Here is a 23,254-nt window from a genome sequence, read left to right as displayed (position 1 = left end):
GCTGCGATCTTTTGATTGTGATCTTCAAGATTGAAAGATCGCAGCCTTCGGCAGCTCCTACAGGGATTGTGTGTGGATCAGGTACGCATCCCGCGCCCGCTCACCAGCAGCCGCGCACAACCGAGGTACAGCACTACTGTCGCCACCAGCATAAAGGTGATCGCGATGCCGATCTTGATGTCCGACACACCGAGAATGCCGTAACGGAAGGCGTTGACCATGTGCAGCACCGGGTTGGCCAGCGACACGGTCTGCCAGAACGGCGGCAGCAAGGTGATCGAGTAGAACACGCCACCCAGATAAGTCAGCGGCGTCAGCACGAACGTCGGAATGATCGAAATATCATCGAAGTTGCGCGCGAATACGGCGTTGATAAAGCCCAGCAGCGAGAAGATCGTCGCCGTCAGTACCACCACCAAAATCGTCACGCCGAGGTGATGCACCTGCAAATCGGTGAAGAACATCGACAGAATCGTCACGATCACGCCGACCATCAAACCGCGCAGCACGCCGCCGCAGGTATAGCCGATCAGGATCGTGTGCGGCGACACCGGCGAGACCATCAATTCCTCGATGGAACGCTGGAACTTGCTGCCGAAGAAGCTCGAGACCACGTTGCCGTAGGAGTTGGTGATCACCGACATCATGATCAGCCCCGGCACGATGTATTGCATGTAGGTGAAGCCACCCATGTCGCCGATCTGTCGACCGATCAGGTTACCGAAGATCACAAAGTACAAAACCATGGTGATCGCCGGCGGCAGCAGGGTCTGCGGCCAGATCCGCGTGAAGCGTCGGACCTCGCGATAAACGATGGTGTTGAGGGCGACGAGGTTGGGACGTAACTCGGAACTCATACCGCCACCTTCGACAGATTTTTCTCCACCAGAGACACGAACAGCTCCTCAAGGCGATTGGTTTTGTTGCGCAGGCTCAGCACTTCGATGTTCTGCTGCGCCAATTGAGTGAACAACGCCGTAATGCCCATGGATTTGTCGACCTGGACTTCCAGGGTATGGCTGTCGATCAACCGCGCGGGGTAGCCGAGCAATTGCGGCGTGACGCTCAAGTCGTTTTTCAGATCGAGCAAGAAGGTTTCCACGTGCAACTGGCCCAGCAACTGTTTCATGCTGGTGTTCTCGACGATGGTGCCGTGGTCGATAATGCCGATGTTGCGGCACAGCTGCTCAGCCTCCTCCAGATAATGCGTGGTGAGGATGATGGTGATGCCTTTCTGGTTCAGTTCGGTGAGGAACGTCCACATCGAGCGGCGCAACTCGATGTCGACGCCTGCGGTCGGTTCATCGAGGATCAGCAGACGCGGTTCGTGCACCAGCGCGCGGGCGATCATCAAACGGCGCTTCATGCCGCCGGACAGCGAACGCGACGGCACATCGCGCTTGTCCCACAAGCCCAGTTGCGTCAGGTACTGCTCGGCGCGTTCCTTGGCGATCTTCGCCGGAATGCCGTAGTAACCGGCCTGAGTGACGACGATGTCGAAGGTCTTCTCAAACTGATTGAAGTTGAATTCCTGCGGCACCACGCCGATCGAGCGCTTGAGCTGCGCAGGATTCTTGTCGAGGTCATGACCGAAGATATTCACGCTGCCGCTGGTCTTGTTGACCAGGGTCGAGAGAATGCCGATGGTCGTGGATTTGCCGGCACCGTTGGGGCCGAGCAAGGCGAAAAAGTCACCTTCGGCGACGTCCAGATCGATACCACTCAAGGCCTGGAACCCGTTGCCGTAGGTTTTGGTTAGCTGCCGGATGGACAGAGCGGAACTCATATCTGATTTACGCACCATGGAAGGAAGAAAGGAGACGGCGGCGATGGATGCAACCGCAGCGCAAGTGCGCAATGGTGCTTGCCGCCGCCGTACAAGTACAGTCAAGTGTGTCGATAGTAGGTATTAAGTCAACGCGGTCATAACGGCTTTTTTGTAGGCCGGACGCTGCTTCAGGCGCTCGTACCAGGCTTGCAGATGCGGTTGCGGGGCGCGTTCGATGGGCATTTCGAACCAGGCATAAATGAAACTGCCCAGCGGGATATCGCCCATGCCAATGTCTGAACCGGAGAGATACGGTTGGCTGGCCAGCGCGTCGTCGGCCATGCTCAGCAACTCGCTGCATTCCTTGATCGCAGCGTTGATCGCAGGCCAGTCCTGCTTGTCCGCCGGGGTGCGCAAGACGCCCCAGAACACCGTGCGGAACGGCCCGGCAAAACTCGAGGTTGTCCAGTCCATCCACTTGTCTGCGAGGGCGCGGGCTTGCGGATCGGCCGAATACCAAGCACTGTTCGGCGCATGTTTGCCCAGCAGATAGCGCACGATGGCGTTGGATTCCCACAGCACGAAACCGTCGTCTTCAATCACCGGCACGCGCCCGTTCGGGTTCATCGCCCGGTACTCCGGCGTGTCGACCACACCGAACGCGCCACCGGCATCGATCGCCTCGTAAGCCAGACCGAGTTCCTCGGCAGCCCACAATGGCTTCCTGACATTCGATGAGTTTTTCCGTCCCCAGATCTTCAGCATGACCGCCTCTTTGCAAATGAGTGGGCGGCCAGCATACGCCGGATCAGACGCGGCTTACATCGCAGTGCATGTCGCCCAACAGTTGTGGCTGCTGATCGCCGAACAGGTGCGGATAGCATTTTTCGAGGTGTTCGAAGAAGAAGGTTTCCGGCACATCGGTGAACTGGCCGTGATCGACCAGGTACTCCATCAACTGCGCGCCATCACGGTTGAACGGGTGGAAAACACTGTCGTTGATGCCGTCGAACTCCAGCGGCGCGACGTTGAACAGTTCGCAGAGTTTCTGGTTGAACGCCGGTGTGGCCTTTACCCAACGATCGTTGAGGAAAAACTCGGTGTAGCCGTGCATGGCGAACATGTCGCTTTTCAGCAATTCGAGCAGACGTGGCGTCGATAAATGATTCTTCACGTCGGCCAGACCGATCCGCGCGGGGATCCCGCAATGCCGCGCGCAACCGGCGAGCAGCGTGGCTTTGGGCACGCAATAACTCTCCCCCGCCGCCAATGCATAGCTGCCACGCAGGGTTTGCGGATCACGGCTGAAGGTGTAAGGGTTGTAGCGCACCGCTTCGCGCACGGCGTAATAAAGATTGATCGCCTGCTCGACCGGGTCGCGGCTGGCACCCCGGTGTCGTTCAGCGAACTCCACCACCGCCGGGTGGTCACTATCGGTGAAGCGGCCGGGACTCAGATATTCGTGCATGACGACAATCTCCTTGATGAAACTGGAGTCTAGCGACAGCTCAAGCACAGAGATAACGACGTTTCGGCCAAACTTGGACGCAAAGACGCGGGATCACCGAACGATTTCCCACACGTGTTGCCCACCGAACCTACGAACACCATCCGGGGTTTCCCACGATTTCAATCACCTTGGTCTGACCACCCGGTTTTGCAGATGCGGTCTAAGCTCTGGAGGGTCGATTTGCCTTGGTTCACGGAGGACTGAAATATGCTGTTGTTGTGGATACTGGTTTTGATTGTCGGCGTGGCGTATATCGCCCACCGGCGTATCGCCCCGCTGCCCGCGTTGGGCATCGTTGCCGTCTACTTATTGGCAATGGGCATTTTCAGTCACGCACCGGGCTGGCTGCTGCTGGTGTTCTGGGTGCTGCTGGCGGTGGTCGCCGCGCCGTTGCTGCTGCCTGAGCTGCGCCGCAAACATTTCACCGCGCCGCTGTTCAACTGGTTCCAGAAAACCCTGCCGCCGATGTCGCAGACCGAGCGCGACGCGATCGATGCCGGCACCGTGTGGTGGGATGGTGAGCTGTTCAGCGGCCGTCCGGACTGGGACAAACTGCTGGCCTATCCCAAGGTGCAACTGACCGAAGAAGAACAAGCCTTCATCGATGGCCCGACCGAAGAACTGTGCGCGATGGTCACTGACTGGCAGATCGGCCAGTCGATGGACTTGCCGCCGGAGGCCTGGACACACATCAAGGAACACGGTTTTTTTGCCCTGATCATTCCGAAAGAATTTGGCGGTAAAGGCTTCTCGGCTTACGCCCACTCGCAAGTGGCGATGAAACTCGCAACCCGTAGCGGCGACCTCGCCTCCACCGTGATGGTGCCCAACTCTCTCGGCCCGGCCGAACTGTTGCTGCATTACGGCACCGACGAACAACGCAATCACTACCTGCCACGCCTGGCCCGTGGCGACGACATTCCATGCTTCGCCCTCACCGGCCCGCTCGCCGGTTCCGATGCCGGTGCAATGCCCGACACCGGGATTATCTGCAAAGGTCAGTGGGAAGGTCAGGAAGTCATTGGTCTGCGCCTGAACTGGGAAAAACGCTACATCACCCTCGGGCCGGTGGCGACGCTGCTCGGCCTCGCATTCAAAGCGTATGACCCAGAGCACTTGCTCGGCGACAAGGAAGACCTCGGCATCAGCCTGGCGCTGATTCCGACCGACACCGACGGCGTCGAAATCGGCCGTCGTCACCTGCCATTGGGCGCGGCGTTCATGAACGGCCCGAACTCGGGCAAAGACGTGTTTATCCCGCTGGACTTCCTTATCGGCGGTCAAGAGATGCTCGGCAAAGGCTGGATGATGCTGATGAACTGCCTGTCGGTCGGCCGTTCGATTTCGCTGCCAGCGGTGGGTACCGGTGCGGCGAAATTCACCAGTCTGGTCACCGGCCAGTACGCGCAGATTCGTGAGCAGTTCAACGTGCCGCTGTCGGCGTTCGAAGGTATTCAGGAAGCGATGGCGCGCATCGGCGGTAACGCGTGGATGATGGACGCGGCGCGGATGCTCACGGCCAACGCGGTGGATTTGGGTGAGAAACCGTCGGTGCTGTCGGCGATCCTCAAGTACCACCTCACCGAACGCGGCCGCGAATGCATCAGCCACGCCATGGATGTCCACGGCGGCAAGGCGATCATCATGGGCCCGAACAACTACCTTGGGCGCAGCTGGAACGGCGCGCCGATCTTCATCACCGTGGAAGGCGCGAACATCCTGTCGCGCAACCTGATGATCTTCGGTCAGGGCGCGATTCGCTGCCATCCATTCGTGCTCAAGGAAATGGCCCTGGCCGGTCGTGAGGACAAGGATCAGGCGCTGAAAGAGTTCGACGGTCTGCTGCTCAAGCACATCGGTTTTGCCGTGAGCAACGCCGCCAGCACGCTGGTGCTGAACCTTGGTTTCGGCCACTTCGAACATGCGCCGGGCGACAAGATCAGCCAAGGCTACTTCCGCGCGCTTAACCGTCAGGCAGCCGCGTTCGCGATGCTTGCCGACTTCAGCATGATGCTGCTCGGCGGTGAGCTGAAACGCCGCGAGCGTCTGTCGGCGCGACTGGGCGATGTGTTGAGCAACCTGTATCTGGCGTCGGCTGCGCTCAAGCGTTATCACGATCTGGATTCGCCGGCGTACATGGAGCCGCTGTTCCGCTGGGCGATGGAAGAAAGCCTCGGCCAGGCGGAGCGGGCCATGGACGAGTTGCTGCGCAACTTCCCGAACAAAGTCTTCGGTTGCCTGCTGCGCGTCATCGTCTTCCCGTTTGGCCGTCGTCACAAAGGCCCGTCGGACAAACTCGGGGCCGAAGTGGCTGGCGTGATTGGTCGGGCGAAAGGTGATCCGGCGCTGGAAGAACTGCTCGCCGGTTGCTATCGCCCACAATCGCCGGACGATGCGGTGGGTGCGCTGCAACACGCCAGCGATCTGCTGACGACTGCGCAACCGCTGCATAAAAAGCTGCATGCGTCGCTGAAAAGCGGTCAGGTCAAACCGGTCGCCGGCGAACACGCGATCGACGCGGCACTGGAGGCCGGCGTACTGCAAGCGGTGGAAGCGCAGAGCCTGCGTGATGCCGAAGCGGCGCGACGCAAGGTGATCGATGTCGATGATTTCGACAAAGAGGAGCTGAAACAGGCAGAGGGCAAAGTCCGCTGATCCTAAGACCCATGTCCAAGCGGGCGCAGGAGCTTTATACTCCCGCGCCCGTTTTGCTCTTGAGGACTTATCTCGTGTCCAACGTCGTTGCCGATCATCTTGTGTTGCTCGACCACCTGCGCAGTATCCTGGTCGCCGTAGGTGAGGCCGAACAGGTTCCCGAAGAAAGCCATGCCTTGTTTCTGGAGCGTTTCGACGAACTGCTCGCTTCGTTGCCGATCGATCCGATCGAAAGCCAATACCTGGGCCAGGACATCCTGACTCAAGTGATTAGCCGTTATCCGCAAATTGCCCACCTGATCCCGCGGGATCTGCTGTGGTTCTTCGCCGGTGACTGCCTGCATTACCTGGCCGATGAAGAAATCGACTTGTATCAGGCGCTGGAAGAACGTCGTTTCGAAGCTGAACAGAACGACGAACCGTTCGACTGGAATCAGGAAAAGCAGTTGCTGGCGATGTCTGCTCAGGACAGCAAGCACTGATCAAATAGATTGGTTGAAGATCAAAAGATCGCAGCCTTCGGCAGCTCCTACAGGGGAATTACGCAATCCCCTGTAGGAGCTGCCGCAGGCTGCGATCTTTTGCTTTTGCGCTACAACAACCCTTCGCTTTCAGGCAGTTCATACGCCATCGCGGCGTTACTCGCATTGCCTACCTTCCCCGGCTTGCTCAGGGTCGGTTCCTTCTCCAGACACTCCACCAGAAAATCGATAAGCACCCGCAGCTTCGGCGGCAGATACCGTGTGGGCGAATGCAGTAACCACAGCCCACCGTGGTAAGACGCCAAAAATGTCCAGTCGGGCAACACCTGCACCACCAACTTCTGCTCCAACGCATAACGCGCAGTGAAGTACGGCAGGCTGCCAATGCCGATGTGCTGCAACACTGCGCCCAGTCGCACGCCAGTGTGATTGGCGGCATAGCGACCGCGCACCCCGACCGTCACCGCTTTGCTGCCCTTCTTGAATTTCCAGCGCGCATCGCTCGGGGTTTCGCCCAGATAAATACAACTGTGATTGAGCAGGTCATGCGGATGCGTGGGTGTACCGTGCTCGGCGAGGTATTGCGGCGTGGCGCAGAGCATATGGTCGATGGTCAGTAATTGACGTCCGACCAACCCCGCCGGCGGCCGATCGGTGATGCGGATGGCCAGATCAACATGATCATCGATCAGATCGACCTGCCGATCCTCCAGCAATAACTCGACATCGACTTTGGGATAGCGCCGCAGAAACTCCGGCATGTGCGGATGAATCACAAAACGCCCCACCGCTTTCGGCACGCTGACGCGCACCAGCCCTTCCGCTTCGTGGGTGAACTGGCCGCTGATTTCCATCACCGACTTGGCCGCGCTGACCATCTCCTGACAGCGCTTGAACACCTCTTCGCCGCCATCGCTCAAGCGCAGTTTGCGCGTGGTGCGCTGCAACAAGCGCGTGGCCAGGGCTTTCTCCAACCGCGAGATGCTGCGACTGACCGCCGACGGCGAAGAGCCCAGTTGGCGAGCCGCTTCAGAGAAGCTGCCGGTCTCCACGACCTTGACGAAAATCGCCATTTCACCGAGCAGCGGTAGCGGCAGATTGATGCTCACAGCGCACAAGTCCTTTGATGTTTGGATGGATTATCACGTTATTGCACGATTCATATAATAAAAACAGAACTTTAATAAGGCCTGAAACATGACGCTTCGCCTGTTTTTCCACAGTGATGACCTCAAGGCCAACGTGGAAGTCCTCGACTGCACACCCCACGAAAACGAATATGCCGTGGTGCTCCGTGCCACCCTGTTTCACCCGCAGGGCGGTGGTCAGCCTTGCGATACCGGCTTGATCGGCGAAAGCCAGGTGCTGCGCGTGGTGCAGGAGCCAGAGCGCATCGTGCATTTCGTTGATCGCCCGGTACCGCTCGGCATGACTTGTATCCGCGTCGACGAAGATCGCCGCCGCTTCAACACACGCATGCATTCGGCCGGGCACCTGATCGGTCATTTCGTCCAGGCAATGGGCTGGACACCGATCAAGGCGCATCACTGGCCGGACGAAGGCCGAGTGCAATTCAAGCCGAGCGATGTCGCTCAGGAAGTCGATGTCGAGACCGTTCAATACGGCGTCGGCCAGTGGATCGAACATGATCTGCCACGCCTCACCTCGCTGCGCGAAGGCGCGCGGGAAATCAGTTTCGGTGAGCTGCCAGCCTACGGCTGCGGCGGCACCCATGTACGTAGCCTGAAGGATCTGGGCACAGTCACGATCGCGTCCCTCTCGCAGAAGAAGGGCACGCTGTCCGTCCACTACAGCGTGGATTGAGCATTTCGGGCGCTGCCGCCACGCAGCGCCCGACGCCGTGGAACCGCACTCGCCGGTTCCGTTGACTATCGATAGATGGACCTAAAATAAAATGATGCTAGACGTCGAGCGTCTCGATGAGACGTGCATAAAAAAACTGGCCAACGAAGAAGTCCTCGCCATCCGCGTCAAAGGCTTTTTGCCCAAGCCGCTGGCGATCGAAATTGGCGACAAGATTCTTGCCCCAGGTTATGAGGGCTACATCAACGCGCCGAGTATCGGCCGAATCGGCATGGCGTTTTACGAGGCAGAAAATCAGCCGATGCTGATCGAGGACTACTTCGAACTCGCCACCCGCAACATCGCCGAGTTGCGCCATCGCTGCGCGCCCTACTCCTCGCCGGTCGACACGCTGCGCTGCATGCTCGACGAATCCTGGCCGGCCGGTGCGCATCTGGAAAACCTCTACGGACGCAAAATGTACGTCGGCCTGTCGCGCGTGGTGAAACCCGGCGTGTGCTTTCTCGCCCATCACGACATTTTCGCCAAGGACGCCCCGGACAGTTTTCAGGCGCGCAGCCTCGATGCGCAATTTGCCTGCAACGTGTACCTGAACATGCCCACCGAGGGCGGCGCATTGCAGATGTGGGACGACGACATCACGCCGGATCAGTTCGACGAAATGCGCGGCGACAGCTACGGCATCGACCCGGCGCTGTTAGGCCGCCCGGCCCTTGAGGTACGCCCCGAACCCGGCGATTTCATCATGTTCAATTCGCGCTGCATGCACTCGGTGACCCCGGGCGTGGCCGATCCGCGTTTGAGCCTTTCCTTCTTTGTCGGCTATCGCGGCAATGCTTCACCCCTGACTTTCTGGAGCTGAGATGTATTCGAATTACCTGGGCGAGTTTCTGGCGCTGGCCACCATTCACTTCCTTGCCGTGGTCGCTCCCGGCCCTGATTTCGCGGTGACCATCCGCCAGAGCGTGCGCTTCGGGCGACTGGTGGGAATCTGCACAGCGCTGGGCATCGGTGCGGGAATTTCCGTGCACGTTTTGTACACGTTGCTTGGGGTCGGCGCGTTGATGCACACCACGCCGTGGTTGCTGACCGTGGCCAAAGTGGTTGGCGGTGCTTACATTTTGTACCTCGGTGTCAGCCTGATTCGCAGCAAACCGAAGACAGCGCTGGAAGGGGAAAAAGCGGCCGACGAACCGCTGGTGGAACAGTCTTTGTTCAAAGCGTTCAGCACCGGTTTTCTGACCAATGCGACCAATCCCAAAGCAACCCTGTTTTTCCTGGCGATCTTCACCACGATCATCAGCGCCAGCACGCCCCTGCAAATCCAGGCGCTTTACGGTTTGTGGATGTGTTTTGTAAACGCGCTGTGGTTTGTCATCGTCGCGCTGTTCTTCTCCAGCAACAAAGTACGCGTGCTGTTTATGCGCATGGGCCACTGGTTCGAACGCAGCATGGGGGTGATTTTGATTCTGTTCGCCGGGCGCTTGATGCTCTCCATGTAATGCAAAAAAAGTCCCGGCGATGCCCGCCGGGACTTTTTCATTTGTGCGCCTCTTTTGCAGTTCTGTGCGACACATCCCGTTTAGAGCCTCCCACGGCAGGTGCTTGCAGTGTTAGTTTGCGAAATGTTTCTGACACACCCGTCGGCAACATCTCATTAACCGCCTGCAAAGGAATGCCTCCGTAATGGACTTTTCCCCCAAGCAACTGGCCGCCGCTACCCTGATGCTGGCCAGCCTCGCCTCGTTCACCACTGCCGCTCAAGCCAACATCACCCCAGAGCAGAGCGCGGTCATCCTGAAATCCTTCGACGCCAAAACCGTCACGGATTTTCGCGAGTTTCTGGGCAGTCTGGCCAAAAGCGACATCGCTAAAACCGACAACCTCGGCCCGGCCATCAGCGCTTTCCTCGACAACAAAACCCTGAACGCTGAGCAGCAGAACGAGATTCATCGTCTGCTGGGCATCTATACGCGCGTGAAGTACGGCAAAGCCGCGCTGGAAACCCTGCGCGAACTGGTCGAGATTCCGACCTTCCAGAAGGAAGGTGTGGCACAGCACGACAACCCTGAGTTCATCAAGATCGCTGCCAAGATCAAGAGCCTGGCCGAGTCTTTCAACCTGAATTTCCGCAACGTCGATAACCGCGTTTACGAGATTTCGCTGGAAGGCCAGGGCGAGGAAGTCGTCGGCATTCACGCGCACGCCGACGTGGTGCCGGTTACCCCGGAAAACTGGGTGCTCAAGGACGGCACCAAACTCGATCCGTTCAAGGTCACGCTGATTGGCGATCGCATGTACGGTCGCGGCACCGAGGATGACAAGAACGGCATCGTCGTCGCCATGTACGCGATGAAGGTCATCAAAGAAGAAAAGCTGCCACTGGCACGCAACTTCAAGCTGCTGGTCGACACCACCGAAGAGACCACCGGCGATGCGATCCCTTACTACTTCGAACACAACCCGACGCCGGCCTACAACATGGCGCTGGATGGCGGTTACCCGGTGGTAATTGCCGAGAAAGGTTACGGCACCGTGATGGCCAACTTCGCCAAGCGCAAAGCTGAAGGCAAAGGCGCCGAAATCACTTCGATGACCGGCGGCCTGGCGACCAACCAGATTCCATCGGCCTCCGTCGTGACGTTGGTGACGGACAAACCCGCCGAACTGGCGGCCAGTCTGCAAAAGGCCGGCAATGAGTTCGCCAAAAACAACGGCGGCAACTTCGAAGTGGCGGCCAAGGTTGATGGCAAAGACGTCAAACTGACGGTGACCGGTGTTTCTGCGCACTCCTCCGAGCCGGAATCGGGTGTGAACCCGGTGGCGCGCATGCTGGTGTTCATCAATAGCCTGAACGGCAAAGTCGCCCTCAAGCACAATCAGTTCACCGACGCCGCGCGTTATGCCGCCGACAACTGGGGCCTGGATTACCTGGGCAACACCTTGAAGGTCGGTTTCGCCGACAGCTTCATGGGCCCGCTGACTACTTCTTTGACCTACGTTGGTGAGAACGACAAAGCCTTCAAACTGGCAGTCAATCTGCGCGTGCCGAAGGGCAAATCGCCAGAAAAACTCAAGGCTGAAATTGCTGACAAGCTGAGCGCGTGGACGAAGAAAACCCACGTTGTCGTGGCCTTCGATTACTCGATCGCCGAGCCGATGTACCGCAACCCGGAAGGCGAATGGGTCAAGGCGCTGCTGGCAGTGTCGACGGAAAACCTTGGCATGAAGCACGAGTTCGGCACCTCTGCCGGCGCGACGTCGGTGCATGAATTGCCGAATGGCGTGCAGTTTGGTCTGGCGCGTCCCGAGGTGAAATACACCGGGCACACCGATGGCGAATTCAAGACTGTTGACCAGTTCTTGCTGGATCTGCAGATCGTCACCGAAATGATGGGGCGCATCGGGCAACTGCCGAAGCTGTAACAGAAACAAAAAAAGGACCGTAAAGGTCCTTTTTTATGGGCGACGATAAACCGCGCACAAACAAAAACGCCGATCATCACTGATCGGCGTTTTTGTTGAATATGGAGCGGGAAACGAGACTCGAACTCGCGACCCCGACCTTGGCAAGGTCGTGCTCTACCAACTGAGCTATTCCCGCAATGGCGTCCCCTAGGGGACTCGAACCCCTGTTACCGCCGTGAAAGGGCGGTGTCCTAGGCCACTAGACGAAGGGGACACGCTACAACTTCACTCCCTACCGCGTTTCGCTGTGTGCTTTACGCTGTAAGTGGCGCGCATTCTATGGATGGATTAAGGGGTCGTCAACCCCTTGATATAAATTTATTTAAATCAATGACTTCGACCTGCTTTACCAAGTCAATCAGGCTTTTCCGTCGCCCGACGATTGACGCCTATATTCCGCCACTCGCCAAGGCGTTATAGTCCACCGCACAGTGATGGCCATATGCGCTTACCGCGCCAGCATTCATCTAAGCAGTGCGTGGCCGATACAGACACAAGCTACCGATCCAACGCGTCGAGCAGCGGCAGCCAGCTGAATGCCGAGCCACTGAACTCGCAAGTGAACCCTATAAAGAGGTCTTACCGGTGACACCACTCATGATCACCCTGCTAGTCGTAGCCGGGATCGCAATTCTGATCGCCATTGGCTACATGAACCATGTGGTGGAAAACAACAAACTGGAGAAGGCCCGCACCAAGGTCGAACTCAACGACCGCCTGCGCCGCTGCGGCGAACTGACCGAGACCTTTCCCGGCCAGTTCATGACCCCGGCACTCAAATTTTTGCTGACCCGACTGGAACTCAACGTCTGCCAGCGCCTGCTCAACCTGGAAAAAACCAGCGCCACCACCAAAGCGCGCATCAGCGAACTCAGCGCATTGGTCGCCCAGGGCGAATCGATCCCGGTCAACAACCCGCCGGCACCGATCCTGACCGAAGCCAAAGCCAAAGACGTGCGCTTCCTGCTCGAAGCCCTGCACGGCCAAATCACCCGCGCCGCCCACGACGGCTTCCTGCCACCGAACGAAGCCAAACAGTGGATCCGCGAAGTCCGCCACATCCTCGTACTGCTGCACATCGAATTCTTCAACAACCTCGGCCAACAATCCCTGCAACAAAACCAACCCGGCCAAGCCCGCCTCGCCTTCGAACGCGGCGTGCAATACCTGCGCAAACAACAAGACCCGCAGGCCTACGCCGAACAACTGCAATACCTGGAAAAACTGCTCGCCCGCGCCAACGCCCAGGTCATGGACAAAATTGCACCCGTGGAAGGTGAAGAGAACCAACTGACCACAGGTTTGAAAGATGTAGAAGCGGATGCGGACTGGAAGAAGAAAGTGATTTACGACTGATTGAAGAAGTAACGAGAGAAGCCACCGGGAGGTGGCTTTTTTGTGGGTGGTGAGTGGAGATTGAGGGGAATGTCAGGCCGCTTTCGCTAGCAGGCTAGCTCCCACAATTGGATTGGGTGCGGACAGTCAGATAATTGTTGGTTGTGAGGCCGTCATCGCTGGCAAGCCTGCTCCCACAGGGATTGAGTACAACCGTAGAAATGGGTCGGCTGTCAGGCCGCCTTCGCGAGCAAGCTCTGCTCCTACAAAATCAAAAGCAAGATCAAAAGATCGCAGCCTTCGGCAGCTCCTACACAGGATGAGCGCAAGCTCGGCTGCAGCTTTTGATCTTGCCGTGCTGGCCCCTTCGGAAGGCTGAGTGGAGGGATTTATCCGGGGGGAGGAGCGCAGCGACGTTTGGCGCAGCCAAACACATCGAGAGGAGGTGCAGCGAAGCAAACCGGAGGCGATGCCCCCGGATGAATCCCGTAACGAAGGAACCCCGAGCCCCAGCGAGCGGGCCGAACGCCGGGGCCCAGACCTTTGCTTCCTTTGGGGCGTCTGCCAAAGGGAGTCGCTGTAAGAGCGAAACCGCCAGCCGCAACCCCCGAAGATCCGGATATACACCCAAAACCCCAAGAACATGGTCGGCCCAAAGGCCGCCAAGCCACACCAAAAGCGTCAAAGCCGAAAATGCCCAACCATCCCCCGCAACCCAACCCCCAACTGTGCCAGCTCCACACTAGAAGCCGCATTCCCCCGCATAGCCAACGAAGACTGATCCGCACTCGCACGAATACTCGTCACACTGCGATTAATCTCCTCCGCCACCGAACTCTGCTCCTCCGCCGCCGCCGCAATCTGCTGATTCATCTGCTGAATCAACGAAACAGCCGCCGCAATACTCCCCAACGCACTCTCCGTCTGCAGCGCATCACTCACCGCCAGCTTCACCAACTCACCACTGCTCTGAATCTGCTGCACCGACGAATGCGCCGCCGCCCGCAACGCACTGACCAAGCGCTCAATCTCCTCGGTCGACTGCTGCGTACGCCGCGCCAACGCACGCACCTCATCCGCGACCACCGCAAAACCCCTGCCCTGCTCCCCGGCGCGCGCCGCCTCGATCGCCGCGTTCAACGCCAACAGATTGGTCTGCTCGGCCACGCTCTTGATCACCCCCAGCACCGTGCCGATATTCTGAATCTCGGCACTCAGGCTCTCGATGCTGGAACTCGCCGATGTTGCCGAATCCGCCAACTGCTCGATCCGAGCCATGCTCTGCCGCACCACCCGCTGACCACTTTCGACCTTGCTGTCCGCCGTCTGCGCCGCCAACGCCGCCTCTTCGGCATTACGCGCAACATCATGCACCGTCGCCGTCATCTGGTTCATCGCGGTGGCAACCTGCTCGGTTTCCTCCTTCTGACTGCTGACCTCAAGATTGGTCTGCTCAGTCACTGCCGACAGCGATTGCGCCGAACTCGCCAACTGCTCGATACCCGCCTGCAACCCGCTGACAATCGTGCTCAACCCCGCGCCCATCTGCTGCATCGCCAGCATCAACTGGCCAATTTCATCACGACGCGTCACCGGCACTGTCGCACTCAAATCCCCCGCCGCAATCTGCTGCGCCACCTGAATCACACTTCGCAACGGCGCAACGATCAATCGCGTAATCACCCACGCCGCAATCAACCCGACCAAAAGCGCCAACGCCGACGAAGCAATAATCAGCAGCGAATTCTTCTTCAGCTCAGCCTGCATCGCGCCGTCTTCAGCGACGTACGCCTGATTGACCCGCTCCACCACTTGCGCGGCCCGCTGATGCAATTGGTCGTAGACGGTTTTTTCCTGCGCCAACAACCCGGTGTACTCCGCCAGCTTCTCGTTGAAACCGGCAATGTGCCCCGATACTTCATTGAGCACCGTCAGATAACCCTCGTCCTTGACCGTGGACTTCAACGCCTCGGCCTGCGCCTGAGCCTGCGCGGCCTGCTCGATATTGCCTTTGTCGGCACCGTCGGCATCGCCCTTGCGACTTTGATCCAGACGAACCCGTGCCTCGTTCATCGCCTGCAACATCAGCCGCGACACCTGACTGACCTGACTGGCTTGCTCGATGAATTGCGCACCGTCCTTGCCCTCGGACTCTTTCAAGGTATAGGCGCCGTCGTCCGCCAACCCGGACTGCAACACATCGAGGTTATTGGCGACGCTGGACACCGACCAACTGGCCATCTCCAGTGCCAGATCCTTGGTCTGGGTCAGCGAAACAAATTCATCGAAGGCCTTGCGATAGGCCTCCAGCGATTGCACGACATCGTTCATCACCGGCACGTTGGCCGCTGATTGCGCCTTGAGCGCGTTGGCTTGAGCAATCAGCCCATCGACGCCTTCACGCAAGGCATCGGCGGTTTTCGGATTGCCGCGCAACGCATATTCCTGCTCCAGCAGCCGCACATCGAGCAGACCGCTATTGAGCGATGACATCTGTTTGAGCCCATCAAAACGCTGACTGATGGTTTGCAGAGACCAGACGCCAATCGCCGCGACCAACGCGGTCAACAGCAGCACCAGTGCAAATCCGATACCCAGTTTTTTTGCCATACCGAGGTTGGCAAAACGTCCTTGCACGGCCGAAATCATTGCGCTTAATCCCCTGCCAAAGTCTGTGAACGCAGAGTCGCAACGGCCAACAGGCAGCACAAGTCTCTGGCGTCGGAATAATGGCAAAAAGCTACGTCCGCGTCGTTTTCAGGACACTCGAGGTCGATCCGCACAAGTGTTGCGAAAAAACTGCCGCGCGCGCGGATCACAGGCATGCGCCACATTGATCCGCTGCCAATCGCTGCTTTCGCCACTCGGACTGAACACACTGGACGCCGACAGCAACACACCACTGCGCTGAGCCTGGCGGCACAACCGAACATCATCGGTCTGCGGGGCCCGCGCCCAAATGAACAATCCGCCCGTAGGCTTGCCGAACACCTCCCAATCGGCATCTTCCAGCAACTGCAATGCAGCGGTGCGATCGGTATTCAGGCGCTGGCGCTGGCGCTGCACCAGTTTTCGATAAGCGCCGCTGGCCATGAGGCTTGCTACAACCGCCTCACTGAAGCTCGAGGCGCCCATGCTGCTGATCATCTTCACTTGCGCCAGACGGGCAATCACTTCAGGTTCGGCGAGGACGAAACCGACCCGTAATGAACTGCTCAGGGTTTTCGAAAAACTGCCGACGTAAATCACCCGTTCATCCAGCGCCGCCAGCCGGGTACCGTTACCACTGTGTAGATCGGCGTAGACATCGTCTTCGATCAGGCGCACATCATGCAGCCTGCACAAGTACAAAACCTGCTGAGCCGCGGCCGCTGTCAGGCTGGTACCCGTGGGATTGTGGTGATGACTGTTGATGAACATCGCCACCGGGCGAAATTCACCCAGCAATCTTTCAAGCGCGTCGAGATCAGGCCCGGTCGGCGTGCGGCGCACCTCGATCATGTTCACCCCGTGCAGGCGCAGCAGGTTGAACAGCGGCGCGTATCCGGGTGTTTCCACGACTACGCAATCTCCCGCTTGCAACAGGGTGCGCACGATCAAATCCAGTGCATGGCTCGCACCTGCAGTGGTGAGCAATTGCTCTGCAGGCGCATCGATATTGAATATTTTCAGGCGTTTGACGATCTGCTCGCGCAGCGCCGGAAGGCCTGCCGCGCTGCTGTAGTTGAACAGGCTGGCCATGTCCGTGCGCGCGACCTCGCGGATCGCATAGCTCAAGTCATCGGACTCGCGCCAGCTCTCGGGCAAGCCGCCACCGCCCAGTTTCAGTCCGCCAGCAGCGCCGTAGAAGCCACTGCAACCAGCCTCGCTCTCGCCCTGTCCGCACAGCCTCTTGGGTGATGCGGCCACCATGAACCCCGTGCCTTGGCATGAAGCCAGAATCCCCTGCGCGACCAGCCGCTCGCAGGCCTCGGTCACACAGGACTGGCTGAGCAAGTTGCCCCGGGCAATTTGCCGAACCGAGGGCAAACGAGTGGCGGGCGCGACGCCACTCTGCGCGACCCACTCCGTCATTCCATCAACGATTTGCTGCACCACTGGCACCAATGCCTGTCGGTCGATTCTCAATTCCATGAGCGCACAAACTCCTGTCCGTTTTGCTGGCCGCAGTAAATCACAGCCGCCGTCAGGAGGCTGTGCGACAAAGCCGACAAAAGCGCTCGATCTAACTATATGATACACATTGCTGGGTGAGGGAGCAGGTTCAGAACGCGGTCACACCGCCATCTACTGCCAGTGAATGACCGGTGGTGAACGCCGCACCGTCGCTGCACAGGTACAACACCGCGCTGGCGATTTCCTCGACCTTGCCGATGCGGCCGACCGGGTGCATGGCGTTGGCAAACTCGCCTTTCTTCGGGTCGGCCTCGTAGGCGCGACGGAACATGTCGGTGTCGATCACCGCCGGGCACACGGCGTTGACGCGGATTTTCTTCTTGGCGTATTCGATGGCCGCCGACTTGGTCAGGCCGATCACTGCGTGTTTCGACGCCGCATAAATGCTCATCTTCGGCGCCGCGCCAAGACCGGCGACCGAAGCGGTGTTGACGATCGCCCCGCCGCCCTGCGCCAGCAGCAATGGCAACTGATACTTCATGCACAGCCAGACGCCTTTGACGTTGACGCCGATGATCGCGTCGAACTCGTCCATCGAGCCCTCAGCCAGCTTGCCCTTTTCGATTTCGATCCCGGCATTGTTGAAGGCATAGTCGAGACGGCCGTAGGTATTGATCACCTCGTCCATCAGATTTTTCACTTCGCTCTCGACGGTCACGTTACAGCGGACGAAGGTCGCTTCGCCGCCGGCTGTACGAATCAGCGCCACAGTGCCCTCGCCCCCTGCGGTATCCAGATCGGCGACTACCACTTTCAAGCCTTCGGCGGCGAATGCCTGGGCGGTCGCACGGCCGATGCCGTTGGCCGCGCCTGTGACTACGACAACCTGACCGGAAAACGTCATGCTCATTGTTATGTCCTCGAACGCATAGATGCAGGGAGAATGCTTAGCGTTGCAGCATAGCCACAGCGGTTGGCCGGGCGTCAGCACTATCCAGTGGCTGTTTAGGCGCCCATGCGTTGCAGTGATAAAACCGGCCCGGTGATCATCACTGCACTGGATCGACGTGCATTCGCCGCATCAGCCAACCTTGCGGCATCGGCCATGAAGGTCTATCAACAAGGCTTCATTCCGTTCGAGTGCCTGCCATGACCAACCAGACCAATCGCCAGTTCCTGCTCGCCAAACGCCCGGTGGGCGCGGCCACCCGCGAGACCTTCACCTATCAGGAAGTACCGGTCGGCGAGCCGGCGGCGGGCCAGATTCTGGTCAGGAACGAATACCTCTCCCTCGACCCGGCCATGCGTGGCTGGATGAATGAAGGCAAGTCCTACATCCCGCCGGTCGGCATCGGTGAGGTTATGCGCGCACTGGGCGTGGGAAAAGTCGTCGCCTCGAACAGTCCGGGATTTGCCGTCGGCGACTACGTTAACGGTGCCATTGGCGTGCAGGATTATTTCCTTGGCGAGCCAAGAGGTTTCTACAAAGTCGATCCGAAACTGGCCCCGCTGCCGGTGTATCTGTCAGCGCTGGGCATGACCGGCATGACCGCTTACTTCGCTTTACTGGATGTCGGCGCGCCGAAGGCTGGCGACACCGTGGTGTTGTCCGGCGCGGCTGGCGCGGTGGGCAGCATTGCCGGGCAGATCGCCAAGATCAAAGGTTGCCGCGTGGTGGGCATTGCCGGTGGCGCCGACAAGTGCCAATTCCTCATTGATGAGCTGGGTTTCGACGGCGCCATCGATTACAAAAACGAAGACGTGATCGCCGGGCTCAAGCGCGAATGCCCGAAAGGCGTGGACGTGTATTTCGATAACGTTGGCGGTGACATTCTCGACGCGGTACTGAGCCGTTTGAACCTGAAAGCGCGGGTAGTGATTTGCGGCGCGATCAGCCAGTACAACAATAAAGAGGCGGTCAAAGGCCCGGCCAATTACCTGTCGCTGCTGGTTAACCGTGCGCGGATGGAGGGTTTTGTGGTGATGGATTACGCGGCGCAGTACGTCAGCGCGGCGCAGGAAATGGCCGGCTGGATGGCCAAGGGGCAGCTCAAGAGCAAGGAAGATATCGTCGAAGGCCTGGAGACGTTTCCAGAGACGCTGATGAAATTGTTCAGCGGCGAGAACTTTGGCAAGTTGGTATTGAAGGTTTAAAGCAGAAGATCAAAAGATCGCAGCGTGCCGCAGCTCCTACAGGTGTTCACATAGCCCTGTAGGAGCTGCCGAAGGCTGCGATCTTTTAGGCGATTTCGGCTACAACCGAAGCCAATGCCTGAGCCGGATCCGTCGCCTGGCTGATCGGACGGCCAATCACCAGATAGTCGGAACCGGCATCCAGCGCCTGACGCGGGGTCAGAATGCGGCGCTGATCGTCTTGCGCGCTGCCCGCAGGACGAATCCCCGGAGTCACCAGTTGCAGCGACGGATGCGCAGTTTTCAGTGCGGTGGCTTCCAGCGCCGAGCACACCAGACCGTCCATGCCGGCCTTCTCGGCCAGTGCAGCCAGACGCAGCACTTGCTCTTGTGGCTCGATGTCCAGACCGATACCGGCCAAATCTTCTCGCTCCATCGAAGTCAGCACGGTCACGCCGATCAGCAACGGTTGCGGGCCCGTGCGCTTGTCGAGCACTTCACGGCAAGCAGCCATCATGCGCATACCGCCGGAGCAGTGAACGTTGACCATCCACACGCCCATCTCGGCAGCGGCTTTCACGGCCATCGCGGTGGTGTTGGGAATGTCGTGGAATTTCAGGTCGAGGAATACCTCAAAACCCTTGTCACGCAGGGTGCCGACGATTTCTGCGGCACAGCTGGTGAACAATTCCTTGCCCACTTTGACCCGGCACAGTTTCGGGTCCAACTGGTCGGCCAGCTTCAGTGCGGCGTCACGGGTGGGAAAATCCAGGGCGACGATGATAGGAGTCTGGCAGGCGGACATGAATGGGCTCTCAGGCAGGACGAAATCGGCGCGCATTGTAGCGGAACCGGCGGCGGCGCGGCACCCGATGATCGGTAAATCGTCGCGCCAACCGTGATCAGCATAGCGCTCGCTGCTATTGTGTCGACTCCGATACACAGCCGACACGCCAGCAACAAGCACCCGCGCTAGCCTCGCCAGCCGCAACACGTCCTTACATCAGCACTTCCCGCCTCACGGCCGGACGCCTATGCTGAAACCACTACCTCGCAGCCCATCTTTGTGGTTGGCGGCCTACCTGGCAGACGAACAGCCTCATGCACAACACCCAAATGACCGCGACTGATGAGCCCAAAGACGACAAACGCTGGAGCATTCGCGCGCTGATCGTCGACGACGATGTGCCGATCCGCGAGCTGATGATCGACTACCTTGCGCGTTTCAACATCCACGCCAGCGGTGTGACCGATGGCGCGGCGATGCGTTTGGCGATGCAGGCCGAACATTTCGACGTGGTGGTGCTCGACCTGATGCTGCCCGGCGAAGACGGTTTGTCGCTGTGCCGCTGGCTGCGCAGCGAATCGGACATACCGATCCTGATGCTCACCGCGCGCTGCGAGCCGACCGACCGCATCATCGGCCTCGAACTCGGCGCTGATGACTACATGGCCAAGCCGTTCGAACCGCGCGAACTGGTGGCGCGCATTCAGACGATTCTGCGCCGCGTGCGCGACGACCGTACCGAGCAGCGTGCGAATATTCGCTTCGACAACTGGCGCCTGAACAGCGTCCTGCGCCAGTTGATCGCCGATGACGGCCTCGTGGTGCCGCTGTCCAACGCCGAATTCCGTTTGCTCTGGGTGTTTATCGAACGCCCGCGCAGAGTGCTCAGCCGCGAACAATTGCTCGACGCCGCGCGCGGTCGCTCGATCGAAGCGTTCGACCGCAGCATCGATTTGCTGGTGTCACGCTTGCGACAGAAACTCGGCGACGATCCGAAAGCCCCGCAGTTGATCAAAACCGTGCGCGGTGAGGGTTACCTGTTCGACGCGCGGGACATCGGCTGATGCGAGCGCGCTTCGACACGCTGTTCGGCCGCCTGTTTGGCATGCTGTTCGTGGCGATTGTCCTGGCGCACTTGCTGGCGTTTGCCTGGTTCCACCACTACGGCCCGCCTCCGCCGCCGCCACCGCCGGAATTTTCCGAGGGCGTCGACGGCCAGCGTCCGCCGATGGATCCGCGCTTCGAACCGCGTCCACCGCGCCCATGGTTTGGCGGGCCGTTGGTGCCGCTGACGTTTCAGTTCATCTCGCTGATGATCGCCGCATGGTACGGCGCCAAACTGCTGACCCGACCGATCCAGCGCCTGAGCGACGCCGCCGAACGCCTCAGCGAAAACCTCGACAGCCCGCCGCTCGACGAATCAGGCCCGAAAGAAGCCCGGCAAGCGGCGCACACATTCAACCTGATGCAACAGCGCATCCGCGAACAGGTGCAGCAACGCGCGCGCATGCTCGGCGCCGTCTCCCACGACCTGCGCACGCCGCTGTCACGCCTGAAACTGCGTCTGGAAAACATCAGCGATGAAAAGCTGCAAGGCCAGATGCGTCAGGATCTCGACGACATGATCGGCATGCTCGACGCCACCCTCACCTACCTGCACGAACAGCGCACCAGCGAAGCCTTGCAACTGATGGACGTGCAGGCGCTGGTCGAATCGTTGTGCGAAAACGCCCAAGATCAGGGCGCCGATGTGCAGGTCAACGGTCATTGCGCACCGCTGCCGGTGCAACCGATGGCGCTGCGCTCGTGCCTCAACAACCTGATGGACAACGCGCTGCGCTATGCCGGGCAGGCGCGGATCGAACTGCAGGATCAGCGTGAACAACTGCTGATTCGCGTGATCGACCACGGCCCGGGCATCGCCGCCGACAAACGTGAAGCGGTGTTTGAACCGTTCTACCGACTGGAAGGCTCACGCAACCGCAACTCCGGCGGCGTCGGCCTCGGCATGACCATCGCTCGCGAAGCCGCGCAGCGTCTGGGCGGACAGCTGAATCTGGAAGAAACCCCGGGCGGCGGCCTCACCGCCATCATCCGCCTGCCCCGCCCCTGAAAACACCACCCTCCCCTTGTAGGAGTGAGCCTGCTCGCGAAAGCGGCGTGTCAGCCAGCAATGATTTGACTGACCCACTGCATTCGCGAGCAAGCCCGCTCCCAAAGGGTTTAGTGATGTTCTTTTGATCTGTGTACCACCCGGTACAAATCCCACACACCCCCGACAACTTGCGCCCCGACGCTGCATAAGCCGGTACACCCACCGGTTTTCATTCCAGGGAGTGAGTCCAATGATCGGTAGCGTCAGCAACTACACGAGCTATACCAGCACCAGCAACACCACCACGCGGAACGCCCGCAGTCAGGAACTGCAAAAAGAACTGTTCGCCAAACTCGACAGCAACGGCGACGGCACCATCAACAGCGACGAACTGAGCAGCGGCCTGACCAGCGCCGGCAGCACCGCCGACAGCAGCGAAATCTTCTCCGCCCTGGACAAAAACAAGGACGGCACCGTCAGCCAGGACGAACTCACCGCCAGCCTGACGCCACCCCCGCCACCGCCACCGCCACAAATGAACAGCGACGAACTGTTCAGCCAACTCGATGCCGATGGCGACGGCAGCGTCACCGCCACCGAACTGAGCAGCGCGTTGCAAACCAGCGACAGCACCTCAACGAGCAACACCGACACCAGCGCCGCCCTGCTCCAAGTACTCGATAGCGACAGCAGTGGCGGCGTAAGCAGTGATGAACTGAAAGCCGCTTTACAGGCTGGACGCGAACGCCCGGATGAAAAACAGACGGCTTCGACTCAAAGCACGACAGAAGCGCTGAATCGCATGATTGCCAATTTGAGCAAGCAGTACTCGCTCGATAACGCGGCGCCGGTCGGCAAGTATTTGAACGTGGCGACTTGAGCCTGCGACGCAATCTACAGCGGAAAATCAAAAGCCCCTCACCCTAGCCCTCTCCCAGAGGGAGAGGGGACTGATCGAGTGGATTCGGAGAGATACGCCGACGTGGGATTGCAGTGGTCAACTAATTCCGGACACCTCGATAGGTGGTTTTGACGCCATCGCCCGCTCATAGACGGTCGGTGGCAGATATCCCAGTTTCGA

21 protein-coding genes, 2 tRNA genes and 1 pseudogene are annotated in these 23,254 nt (G+C 59.3%); 12 read left to right on the top strand and 12 right to left on the bottom strand.

The window, feature by feature from the left end; translation table 11 throughout:
• Positions 1-77 precede the first annotated feature (77 nt).
• The 4 genes from ACIP66_RS21965 to ACIP66_RS21950 all read right to left on the bottom strand — a co-directional run bounded on the left by ACIP66_RS21965 (position 78) and on the right by ACIP66_RS21950 (position 3,236).
• Positions 78-857: an ABC transporter permease gene (locus ACIP66_RS21965; RefSeq protein WP_053122664.1), complete on the bottom strand. Its 780-nt coding sequence runs from the start codon at positions 855-857 to the stop codon at positions 78-80.
• Positions 854-1,786, bottom strand: coding sequence for an ABC transporter ATP-binding protein (locus ACIP66_RS21960; protein WP_053122667.1), 933 nt, complete (start codon positions 1,784-1,786; stop codon positions 854-856). Before ACIP66_RS21960 ends, ACIP66_RS21965 begins: the two co-directional genes overlap by 4 nt.
• A 123-nt stretch (positions 1,787-1,909) precedes the next feature.
• Positions 1,910-2,533: a glutathione S-transferase family protein gene (locus ACIP66_RS21955; protein ID WP_400650814.1), complete on the bottom strand. Its 624-nt coding sequence runs from the start codon at positions 2,531-2,533 to the stop codon at positions 1,910-1,912.
• Between the two features lie 43 nt (positions 2,534-2,576).
• Entirely contained in the window at positions 2,577-3,236 is a 660-nt protein-coding gene (locus ACIP66_RS21950; protein WP_400650812.1) for a transglutaminase family protein, read from the bottom strand.
• Positions 3,237-3,485: 249 nt separating this feature from the next.
• Here ACIP66_RS21950 and ACIP66_RS21945 point away from each other — a divergent pair, with 249 nt between their 5' ends.
• Together ACIP66_RS21945 and ACIP66_RS21940 are read left to right on the top strand one after the other, a co-directional pair.
• On the top strand, positions 3,486-5,933 hold the full coding sequence (locus ACIP66_RS21945; protein ID WP_400650811.1) for an acyl-CoA dehydrogenase: 2,448 nt from the start codon (positions 3,486-3,488) through the stop codon (positions 5,931-5,933).
• A 74-nt stretch (positions 5,934-6,007) separates the two neighbouring features.
• Positions 6,008-6,415, top strand: a complete 408-nt coding sequence (locus tag ACIP66_RS21940) for a PA2817 family protein (RefSeq protein ID WP_053122680.1) — start codon at positions 6,008-6,010, stop codon at positions 6,413-6,415.
• Positions 6,416-6,525: 110 nt separating this feature from the next.
• On the opposite strand, the gene ACIP66_RS21935 is transcribed toward ACIP66_RS21940, so the two are convergent.
• Entirely contained in the window at positions 6,526-7,524 is a 999-nt protein-coding gene (locus ACIP66_RS21935) for a LysR family transcriptional regulator (protein ID WP_053122682.1), read from the bottom strand.
• A gap of 88 nt (positions 7,525-7,612) precedes the next feature.
• Here ACIP66_RS21935 and ACIP66_RS21930 point away from each other — a divergent pair, with 88 nt between their 5' ends.
• The 4 genes from ACIP66_RS21930 (at position 7,613) to ACIP66_RS21915 (ending at position 11,665) form a co-directional block, all read left to right on the top strand.
• Positions 7,613-8,239, top strand: coding sequence for an alanyl-tRNA editing protein (locus ACIP66_RS21930; protein WP_400650807.1), 627 nt, complete (start codon positions 7,613-7,615; stop codon positions 8,237-8,239).
• Between the two features lie 91 nt (positions 8,240-8,330).
• A complete protein-coding gene (locus tag ACIP66_RS21925) occupies positions 8,331-9,101 on the top strand; it encodes a 2OG-Fe(II) oxygenase (protein WP_053122688.1) in 771 nt (256 codons plus the stop codon).
• 1 nt (position 9,102) lies between these two features.
• Positions 9,103-9,741 carry a LysE family translocator gene (locus ACIP66_RS21920; protein WP_400650804.1) on the top strand — a complete coding sequence of 213 codons (639 nt, stop codon included), beginning with the start codon at positions 9,103-9,105 and terminating at the stop codon, positions 9,739-9,741.
• 184 nt (positions 9,742-9,925) lie between these two features.
• Positions 9,926-11,665, top strand: coding sequence for a dipeptidase (locus ACIP66_RS21915; protein ID WP_400650803.1), 1,740 nt, complete (start codon positions 9,926-9,928; stop codon positions 11,663-11,665).
• A gap of 102 nt (positions 11,666-11,767) precedes the next feature.
• On the opposite strand, the gene ACIP66_RS21910 is transcribed toward ACIP66_RS21915, so the two are convergent.
• Positions 11,768-11,843: transfer RNA gene (locus tag ACIP66_RS21910), tRNA-Gly, on the bottom strand.
• A gap of 2 nt (positions 11,844-11,845) precedes the next feature.
• A tRNA-Glu gene (locus tag ACIP66_RS21905) sits at positions 11,846-11,921 on the bottom strand.
• A gap of 383 nt (positions 11,922-12,304) precedes the next feature.
• On the opposite strand from ACIP66_RS21905, the gene ACIP66_RS21900 reads away from it, so the two are divergent.
• A complete protein-coding gene (locus tag ACIP66_RS21900) occupies positions 12,305-13,063 on the top strand; it encodes a hypothetical protein (RefSeq protein ID WP_400650801.1) in 759 nt (252 codons plus the stop codon).
• A gap of 660 nt (positions 13,064-13,723) precedes the next feature.
• Here ACIP66_RS21900 and ACIP66_RS21895 read toward each other — a convergent pair.
• The 4 genes and pseudogenes from ACIP66_RS21895 to ACIP66_RS21880 all read right to left on the bottom strand — a co-directional run bounded on the left by ACIP66_RS21895 (position 13,724) and on the right by ACIP66_RS21880 (position 18,068).
• The gene (locus tag ACIP66_RS21895) at positions 13,724-14,587 is read right to left on the bottom strand and encodes a methyl-accepting chemotaxis protein (protein WP_371925884.1); all 864 of its coding nucleotides are present in this window, start codon (positions 14,585-14,587) and stop codon (positions 13,724-13,726) included.
• Positions 14,585-14,809, bottom strand: a pseudogene (locus ACIP66_RS21890) (HAMP domain-containing protein); the annotation flags it as partial. The pseudogene ACIP66_RS21890 and the gene ACIP66_RS21895, both read right to left, overlap by 3 nt.
• A 990-nt stretch (positions 14,810-15,799) precedes the next feature.
• Positions 15,800-17,176 (bottom strand): PLP-dependent aminotransferase family protein, encoded by a 1,377-nt coding sequence (locus ACIP66_RS21885; RefSeq protein ID WP_400650799.1) that lies wholly within the window; start codon positions 17,174-17,176, stop codon positions 15,800-15,802.
• Positions 17,177-17,306: 130 nt separating this feature from the next.
• A complete protein-coding gene (locus ACIP66_RS21880) occupies positions 17,307-18,068 on the bottom strand; it encodes an SDR family oxidoreductase (protein WP_159811474.1) in 762 nt (253 codons plus the stop codon).
• A 105-nt stretch (positions 18,069-18,173) separates the two neighbouring features.
• On the opposite strand from ACIP66_RS21880, the gene ACIP66_RS21875 reads away from it, so the two are divergent.
• Together ACIP66_RS21875 and ACIP66_RS21870 are read left to right on the top strand one after the other, a co-directional pair.
• Entirely contained in the window at positions 18,174-18,311 is a 138-nt protein-coding gene (locus tag ACIP66_RS21875) for a hypothetical protein (protein ID WP_156316174.1), read from the top strand.
• Entirely contained in the window at positions 18,308-19,312 is a 1,005-nt protein-coding gene (locus ACIP66_RS21870; RefSeq protein ID WP_400650795.1) for an NADP-dependent oxidoreductase, read from the top strand. Before ACIP66_RS21875 ends, ACIP66_RS21870 begins: the two co-directional genes overlap by 4 nt.
• Before the next feature lie 85 nt (positions 19,313-19,397).
• Here ACIP66_RS21870 and pyrF read toward each other — a convergent pair whose 3' ends face one another.
• Entirely contained in the window at positions 19,398-20,096 is a 699-nt protein-coding gene (gene pyrF / locus ACIP66_RS21865) for an orotidine-5'-phosphate decarboxylase (protein ID WP_400650792.1), read from the bottom strand.
• A gap of 296 nt (positions 20,097-20,392) precedes the next feature.
• Here pyrF and ACIP66_RS21860 point away from each other — a divergent pair, with 296 nt between their 5' ends.
• From ACIP66_RS21860 to xopAW, 3 genes are all read left to right on the top strand, one after another.
• A complete protein-coding gene (locus ACIP66_RS21860; protein ID WP_053122719.1) occupies positions 20,393-21,142 on the top strand; it encodes a response regulator in 750 nt (249 codons plus the stop codon).
• The gene (locus ACIP66_RS21855; RefSeq protein WP_400650789.1) at positions 21,142-22,191 is read left to right on the top strand and encodes a sensor histidine kinase; all 1,050 of its coding nucleotides are present in this window, start codon (positions 21,142-21,144) and stop codon (positions 22,189-22,191) included. The genes ACIP66_RS21860 and ACIP66_RS21855 overlap by 1 nt, the downstream gene beginning before the upstream one ends.
• Before the next feature lie 232 nt (positions 22,192-22,423).
• Positions 22,424-23,053 (top strand): XopAW family type III secretion system calcium-binding effector, encoded by a 630-nt coding sequence (xopAW, locus tag ACIP66_RS21850; RefSeq protein ID WP_400650787.1) that lies wholly within the window; start codon positions 22,424-22,426, stop codon positions 23,051-23,053.
• The last annotated feature ends 201 nt before the right edge of the window (positions 23,054-23,254 follow it).

This window comes from Pseudomonas sp. NPDC088429 (genome assembly GCF_044753305.1).
GTDB lineage: Bacteria > Pseudomonadota > Gammaproteobacteria > Pseudomonadales > Pseudomonadaceae > Aquipseudomonas > Aquipseudomonas rustica.
The sequence above is the reverse complement of the archived record's forward strand: the minus strand, read 5'-3'. Positions and strand labels throughout refer to the sequence as shown.